The following is a 417-nucleotide window of genomic DNA, read 5'->3' on the forward strand; positions in this document are numbered from 1 at the left end:
GGTGCTCGGCCGCACCGACGTCGAACGGTTGGGCGGGTTGTGGTTTGAGGCGCTGGCCGGGATCTGCGCGCACGTCAACAGTGGTGGGGGCGGGTTGACCCCGTCGGACATCGTCCCGGCCCGACTGACCCAGACCCAGCTCGACGACCTGTCCGGGCAGTACGACATCGTCGACGTGTTGCCGTTGACCCCGCTACAGCAAGGGCTGCTCTTCCACGCCAACACCTCCCAGGGCCTCGGCGATGACGTGTATGCGGTGCAACTCGCGATCACCCTCACCGGCCCGCTCGACGCCGACCGGCTGCGCGAGGCGGTGCACACCGTGATCACCCGACACCCGCACCTGGCGGCCCGGTTCAGCACGGAGTTCGACGAACCGGTGCAGATCGTCCCCGGCGACCCAGGAGCACCCTGGCG

1 protein-coding gene is annotated in these 417 nt (G+C 69.3%); it reads left to right on the top strand.

Annotated features, from left to right (window positions below):
• Positions 1–417: condensation domain-containing protein (locus OQ789_RS25825; RefSeq protein ID WP_324689267.1), on the top strand; the 417-nt coding region annotated here is incomplete at both ends.

This window comes from Mycobacterium sp. 94-17, assembly GCF_035617725.1.
GTDB lineage: Bacteria > Actinomycetota > Actinomycetes > Mycobacteriales > Mycobacteriaceae > Mycobacterium.